Source organism: Mesorhizobium sp. M5C.F.Ca.IN.020.32.2.1 (genome assembly GCF_004023105.1).
Taxonomy (GTDB): domain Bacteria; phylum Pseudomonadota; class Alphaproteobacteria; order Rhizobiales; family Rhizobiaceae; genus Mesorhizobium; species Mesorhizobium wenxiniae.
The window spans coordinates 1-494 of sequence record NZ_RZSX01001637.1 but is presented as its reverse complement, the minus strand read 5'-3'; the positions used below and the strand labels follow the sequence as shown (position 1 = coordinate 494).

General features: G+C 64.0%; 1 protein-coding gene. It reads right to left on the bottom strand.

The window, feature by feature from the left end; all coding sequences use genetic code 11:
* The coding region (locus EOA86_RS37895) for an ABC transporter permease (RefSeq protein WP_245497521.1) at positions 1-494 on the bottom strand (494 nt) is incomplete at both ends.

Below are 494 nucleotides of genomic sequence, written 5' to 3'. Positions count from 1 at the left end.
CCACAGCACCTCCGGCAGACGGGCCCCGCCACAGAGCGCGGCCTCGACATACGGACGCTCGCGAACACCCAGAACCACCGAACGAACCAGCCGCGCGACGGCTGGCGTCTCGGGAATTGCGATCGCGACGATGAGGATCCCGATGCCGGGGCCTGTCAGCGAAATAAGGGCAATCGCCAGCAGTATCGTCGGAATCGACATCAGGCCATCCATGATCCGCATGACGACGTTGTCGAAGCTGCGGCTGTAGCCGGCGACGACTCCGATCAGAAGACCGACAAGAGCCGCGCACGCCGCCGACAACAATCCGACCATAAGGGAGATGCGAGCGCCAAAGATCGTTCGGGCAAACACGTCGCGGCCCAGATTGTCGCTCCCGAACCACATCTCGGCGGAAGGCGGCTGGAGGCGCTTGAACGGATCCATGTTCACCGGATCGCCGGCGTAAATCGGGGCAGCCAGCGCCAGGACGATCAGGAGCATCAGGAGACCGC